This window comes from Cupriavidus consociatus, assembly GCF_017814975.1.
GTDB classification, from domain to species: domain Bacteria; phylum Pseudomonadota; class Gammaproteobacteria; order Burkholderiales; family Burkholderiaceae; genus Cupriavidus; species Cupriavidus consociatus.
This window is the reverse complement of the sequence record NZ_JAGIQA010000040.1, coordinates 37406-43884: the sequence shown is the minus strand read 5'-3', so window position 1 is coordinate 43884 and position 6479 is coordinate 37406. Positions and strand designations below refer to the sequence as shown.

The following is a 6479-nucleotide window of genomic DNA, read 5'->3' as shown; positions in this document are numbered from 1 at the left end:
ATGCCGCTCGCGCACAGTGTCGAGACCAGCGCCAGGCAGACGGTATAGCGCGCGCCGAGCAGCACGCGCGCGAGCATATCCCGGCCCATGTAGTCAGTGCCAAGCCAGTGGTGGGCGCTGATCGGCCCGAAGACCTGGAGCTCGCCCGAGGCCGCTGCGTCGGGGTTGATCAGGATCGGGCCGAGAATGGCGGCGAGCAGCCAGCCAAGGAGGATAAGACAGCCGATCCAGCCGGTGAGGCCTAACCGGGGAAGGCGCGTGTGGCGACGGCGCATTTCGGCCGTGCCGAGGGTGGCCGGGGCTTGTGTGTTGGAAGTGGGGGACATGAATTGCGGCTCCTGCATGGCGTTCAAGGCATCAGCGGTAACGCAGACGCGGATTGGCGACGATGCCGCACACATCGGCAAGCGTGACGAGGGTCAGGAAGGTGGCGCAGAAAATCATGGCGCATACCTGGACCACGGGCATGTCGCGCTGGGCGACACTGTCGACCATCAGCTTGGCGATGCCCGGGTAATTGAAGATGGTCTCGATGATGATGACGCCGCCCAGCAGGTAGGACAGGCTCAGCGCCACGGCATTGGCGATCGGGCCGATGGCGTTGGGAAGCGCGTGGAACAGCACCAGGCGGGTCGACGAGGCACCCTTGAGCCGCACCATCTCGATATAGGGCGCCTGCAGCTGGTCGATCACCGCGGCGCGCGTCATGCGCAGCATCTGCGCCACGATCACGCAGCACAGCGTCAGCACCGGCATGGCCAGCGAACGCAGCACCTTGTCCCAGGATTCGTCATTGCCGACATAGGCCAGCGCCGGCAGCCAGCGCAGTTGGACCGCGAACAGCAACACCGCCAGCGTGGCGACCAGGAATTCGGGCACGGAGACCACCGCCACTGCGCCGAGGCTGACGCCGCGGTCGAACCAGGTGCCGCGGTAGACCGCCGCGAGGATGCCGAGGCCCAGCGCCACCGGCACCGAGATCAGCGCGGTCAGGCCAGCCAGCAGCAGCGAATTGGGCAGCCGGCTCCCGATGGCCTCCGACACCGGCATGTGGGTAGCCAGGGACTCGCCGGCATCGCCGGTCAGCAGGCCGCCCAGCCAGTGGACATAGCGCACCGGCGCCGGCACGTCCAGGCCCATCTGGCTGCGCAGCGCGGCCAGGGCCTCAGGGGTCGCGTCTTGCCCGAGCTGTTCCTGGGCGGCGTCCCCCGGCAGTACCGCCGTGATCGCGAAGACGATGGCCGAGACGGCCAGCAATGAGATCAGCGCCAGCCCGACACGCCGCGACAGCAGACGAAATATAAACACATTCATGAGGTCTCCTTTCTAGTTGATCAATCAGGCCGTGACTTCCGTGGTCCGGGGCATGGTTCGCCCCATCAGGTCGCTCACGGCATCCCGGACGAGTCCGTTTCGCCAGCACGCGAACGGACCACTGCCAGGATCGGCATTCTTCAGATGGCCAATGGATGTATCCGAATCCATACCGGCGGTACACGCCGGCAAACTGGACGCGGCAGGTGGGCGACGGGCTTGTTCCAGCCGCGTCGCCGGGGGGGAAAATCTATACCTGACTTGAATCTGCTTCAGAAAATCTCGCGTGTAAGGGTCTTGTCTCAGAGACGTCGATGCGCGGGCGCAGGCGAAAATACGTTCCGTGCCTGGAACGCGGCCATTCCAGCCTCCTCTGGTCAAGCGTCGAGCCAGACGTGCTCGGCAAACGAATAGCCCATCAGACCGCCCAGCGGGATGGGCGACAAGCCCTTGAGCTTCGTTGAATGCGCGTCGATGCTGGACAGGAACAATGGGATACCGATGCCCGCCTCCGCATGAATCATGGTTTGCATATCGGCATACATCTGCTTGCGTTTGGCGAAGTCAGTCTCGGCGCGCGCACCGAGCAGCAGCTGGTCGAACTGCGGGTTCTTCCAGCGGGACTCGTTCCAGGGCGCGTCGGACTTGAAGAACTGGGTGAGGATCGTATCGGCGCTGGGTCGCGGATTCACATTGCCGAAGCCAACAGGGCTGTTGAGCCAGTGGTTCGACCAGTAGCCATCGGCCGGCATGCGCTTGATGTCGAGTTCGAGGCCAACGCGCTGGGCAGCCTGTTGCAGCATCAGCGCCATCTCGACCGAATACAGCGCCGCCGGCGACGTCACCACCGGCACCTTGCCCGTCACGCCGGCCTTGCGCAGATGGAACTTCGCCTTCTCCGGATCGAACGGCCGCTGCGGCAGTTCCTTGAAATAGAAGCGGTTGGTGGGATCGATGGGCTGGTCGTTGCCAATGACGGCATTGCCGAGTGCGATCGCCTGTTTCATCTGCTGCCGGTCCAGCAGATACTTCATCCCCATGATGAAGTCCGGGTTCGTGCCGGGGCCAACATCCTTGCGCAGGATCAGGTCGGTATATTGACCCGATCTGGTGATCAGCAGCCCGTAGCCAGGGGTGCCCTTGATGCGGGCTACGGCGCGCGGGTTCACCATGGCCACCAGATCCATTTCGCCCGACAGCAGCGCATTGACACGCGCACTTTCGTCAGCGATGCCAACGAACTCGATCTCGTCGAGGTACGGCTTGCCTGGCTTCCAGTACGCGTCGTTGCGCACCGCAACGGTGCGTACGCCGGGTCGGAACTCCTTGATCTTGTAGGGTCCGGTGCCAATGCCCGCGCTGAAGTCGGTGGTGCCGTCCTTGACGATCTGGAAATGAGACGTCCCGAGGATCACCGGGAGATCGGCATTCGGCTGAGTCAACACAATCGTAACCTCGCCGGGACCGGTGGCCTTGACGCTCTCGATCTGCTCGGCCAGCACCTTGCCCTTGGAAGCGGTGGCCGGGTCCTTGTGACGCATGACCGAGTACACCACGTCGGCGGGCGACAACGCCTTGCCGTCATGGAACGTCACGCCCTTGCGCAACGCAAATACCCAAGTCTTTGCATCGGTGGTGTTGAAGGACTCCGCCAGCGCGGGGCGCGGCGTCAGGCTGGCATCGAGCGAGGTCAGGCCGTTGTAGACTATGTTACAGCGCACATAGTCATTCTGGTTCGCCTGCTTGGCGGGATCCAGCGTATCGGCCGCAGATGCCGTGCCAGCGGCCACGCGGATGCGTCCGCCGCGCCGGGGTGTCTGCGCATGAACCTCGACCGCCTGGCTGGCCAGGCTACCGGCAAGCGTGGCTTGCATGCCGCCCGCCAGCAGCATCTTCAGCACATCGCGCCGGGTGGCGCCGCGCTTGAGGCCATCCAGGACACGAAGGCTTTCACCGGGGCCGACAAGGCTTGCAAACTCGTTACAGCGATCCTTCATGGTTCTACTCCTGGTTTGGTGGGCAGGCCCAAGCGAAAGCGTTGATGTGAGGCGATTTAAGCATGCGTCGCCACGCCATTTATTGGGAAATGGCCGAATAGGACGCGTAAAGATGCGGTTGTCAAAAACGCCAACGGCAGTTTGTGCGGTCAGGAATGGGTGTCGCTACTCCTCGCGGCAAAATCGATCAGCACGCTTTTGAAGCGCAGGTTTGCCTCCACCGCCTGGCGCCCGAGATCCTTGCCGATGCCAGATTGGTGATAGCCGCCGGTCGGAATGACAAAGTCGGCACTGCGCCCATAGCGGTTGATCCATACCGTGCCCGCGGAAATGCCGCGCATCGCGCGCAGCGCCCGGCCGATATCGGCAGTGTGAACGCCGGCGGCAAGGCCATAGTGCTCGTGCGCGGCGAGCGCCAGACCCTCCTCTTCATCCTCGAAGGTTTGCACTGTCAGCACCGGGCCGAAGATTTCTTCCAGAACGGCAGGATTGTCCGCGCTTACGCCCTGGATCAGCGTGGGCTTGAAGAACGCCCCGCCCGGACCGCCATCAACGAGACTACCGCCGCAACGCAGTTCCGCGCCGTTGCCGCGCGCACGCTCCACGATGTCGAGAATGCGTGACGCCTGCACCGCCGAAACAATCGGTGCCAGCGTGGTGGAATCATCCCAGGTCGCACCGGGCAGCAGCCCGGAGAAGCGCGCCACGATGCGCTCAACCAGCGCCTCGGCGATGCCGCGTTGCACAATCAGCCGCGAGCCGGCGACGCATACCTGTCCTGCGTTGCCGGTGATGGCGCCGGCAATGATGCCCGCCAGCCGGTCAAGATCCGGTGCATCATCGAATACAAGCTGAGGACTCTTGCCGCCCAGTTCCAGCGTCACGGGCTTCGGCCCCTGCAACGCGCATGTCGCCATGATCGCGGCGCCCGTACGCGTCGATCCCGTGAAAGTCATTTTCGAGATCAGGGGGTGGCGCGTCAGCGCATCGCCTGTCGTCGCGCCGTCACCCTGCACCACGTTGAACAGGCCCGGCGGCAGGCCGGCTTCGACGGCCAGCTGAGCGAGGCGCACCGCGGAGAACGGCGTCAGTTCGGAAGGCTTCAGCACCACGGCGTTGCCTGCGGCAAGCGCGGCACCGACCTTCCAGGACACCATCACCAGCGGGAAATTCCAGGGCGTGATCGCACCCACCACGCCATACGGCTCGGCTACCACCATGCCGAGGTGATCGTGCCGCGTGGCCGCCACCTCCCCACCCAGCTTGTCGGCATACTCGGCGAAGAACCGCAGTCCCTCCGCCGTGAACGGTACATCCCATGCGGTAGCATCGCGCACCGGGCGCGTCGAGCACACGGCTTCCAGCGGCGCGAGGCCGTGCACATCCGCTTCGATCAGGTCCGCCCATCGGCGCAGCACACGTGCCCGTTCGCGCGGCGCCCGGCGCGCCCAGTCGCTGGTGCGCCAGGCCTTCCACGCGTCCTGCACGGCAGCATCGACCGCCGCGGCGTCGGCCAACGGAAGCTCGGCGTGCACCTGGCTATCGGAGGGACGCCGCACGGCAATCCGGCCGGCATCGGGCACGAACTGTCCACCAATGAAATGGCCGGTGGATACGACGACAGTGTGGGGGTCAAATACTTGCACGGAATGACGGGCGCTTTCAGGTCGGCGCCAAGGGTGGATTCATGCCTTCCATGCTAGACAAGAATGCCCAAGATTTATCTCGGTTAAGGACGGCGCTTCCGCATCGAATTGCAAAACTGACGCCCAGCGCAAACGAATCTTCCGAGTTAAGGAGAAACCCGAATGCTTTGGGGTTCTCTGGCACGTTTGCCCCGCCCGGATTGCACCAGCACGATGCCGCCAACTCAGTGTTGGGAACCACTACCGCTCTGTTTCTGCGCGGTGCCAGTGATGAACGGCCTTGGGGCGTTGCGGCCGGCCGGTGTGCCTGGCGGACGTGGTCCGCTTTGGCAGGCGTAGCCGGCGAGTTCCGTCTTGTCCAAAAAAAAGCCCACAGGCATCGCTGCCTGCGGGCAAGGCTTCACAAGGAAGCGGAGACCACCGAAGTACGACAGCGAGCCATCCCGCCTAGGCGGGCCGGAAGATTGCATAAACCTTGGCCACATGTTCGCGGCTTTCCCAACTGCATTGGGCGTGCTGCTCGACAAGGAAAATGTCCCCACGCGAGAACGTTCCGAGCCGGCCCGTCTCGTCTTCAAACGTCACGCTGCCGGCCAACAGATGCATCAGCTCATAGTGGGGATAGGACATCGCCCGGCGATGGTACGGCGTCGAATCCCAGGTGCCGCAGACGAACTGGGTGTCCTCGGAACGATAGTCGGTGAAGTTGCGACAAGCGGGCGTCGGCGTGAGCAGCAACTCTTCAGCGGGCGTGCCCGACGGCACCAGCGTCGGTGCTTCCGCGATCGGCAGGACCGCGCGCGCGCCCGGCTGGCTGATGCCGTAGCGCATGAAGATGACCGACACCGGGCCGTTCGCAGACCAGCTGAACTCGGCGTCATGCAACAACATGGCGCTGTTGCCCCGGCTCAATGCAACGGTACGGCCCTGCTGCGTCAGGGTCAACTTGCCTTCGCTGACGACGATGAATTCATCCGCCGGCTGTGCCTTCACCGTCCCGCTGCCGGCATCAAGGGTGATGACGCCGACAGTGACCGGCCCCGGCGGCAGGTCCAACAGGCGGCGGCTGGACAGGAAGTCGCTTTCCGTGGATGACCGGGGGAAGGGAATACCAAGGGTCTGATCTTGCGCAAACGCGCGCAGATCGACGAAAGAAGCGGGGGTGGCGCGCAACGTGGCGCCCTGCTGCAAGCTCGACATGACCGGTTCTCGTGATTCGTGAGGATTACGTTGGTGTGGCTCGCGCAATCCTTTGATTGGAGGATATGGACTCGCGCAGGCGCTGGCCGCGCTCATGGAGAATTACAGCACCACCGCGTCTGCGACATATCGTGTTCAGATTGCCCGCAAACCTACAAACAGTTGGATTTGTACTCAGAATCAGCATGATTTGCTGCAGGTGGCCGACGGATGCTGTCGGGCAGGCATCGACCGTACCCGCATGCGCGAACGTGGCAGTGCGTACGCAAACCGATGGCACGCGCATGGTTTTAGCAATGGATGCGGTCTGACACCAGCTGGA

The 6479-nt window shown here is 63.7% G+C and carries 4 protein-coding genes and 1 pseudogene; all 5 read right to left on the bottom strand.

Features of this window, described 5'->3' with window-relative positions; translation table 11 throughout:
- Nucleotides 1-326, bottom strand: a pseudogene (locus J8I82_RS33960) (ABC transporter permease); the annotation flags it as partial.
- 31 nt (nucleotides 327-357) lie between these two features.
- Nucleotides 358-1314 carry an ABC transporter permease gene (locus tag J8I82_RS33955; protein ID WP_209764075.1) on the bottom strand — a complete coding sequence of 319 codons (957 nt, stop codon included), beginning with the start codon at nucleotides 1312-1314 and terminating at the stop codon, nucleotides 358-360.
- A gap of 377 nt (nucleotides 1315-1691) precedes the next feature.
- Entirely contained in the window at nucleotides 1692-3311 is a 1620-nt protein-coding gene (locus tag J8I82_RS33950; RefSeq protein ID WP_209764074.1) for an ABC transporter substrate-binding protein, read from the bottom strand.
- A 149-nt stretch (nucleotides 3312-3460) separates the two neighbouring features.
- A complete protein-coding gene (locus tag J8I82_RS33945) occupies nucleotides 3461-4957 on the bottom strand; it encodes an aldehyde dehydrogenase family protein (protein WP_209764072.1) in 1497 nt (498 codons plus the stop codon).
- Nucleotides 4958-5404: 447 nt separating this feature from the next.
- Complete coding sequence (locus J8I82_RS33940) at nucleotides 5405-6157, bottom strand: cupin domain-containing protein (protein ID WP_209764071.1); 753 nt, start codon at nucleotides 6155-6157, stop codon at nucleotides 5405-5407.
- Between the last annotated feature and the right edge of the window lie 322 nt (nucleotides 6158-6479).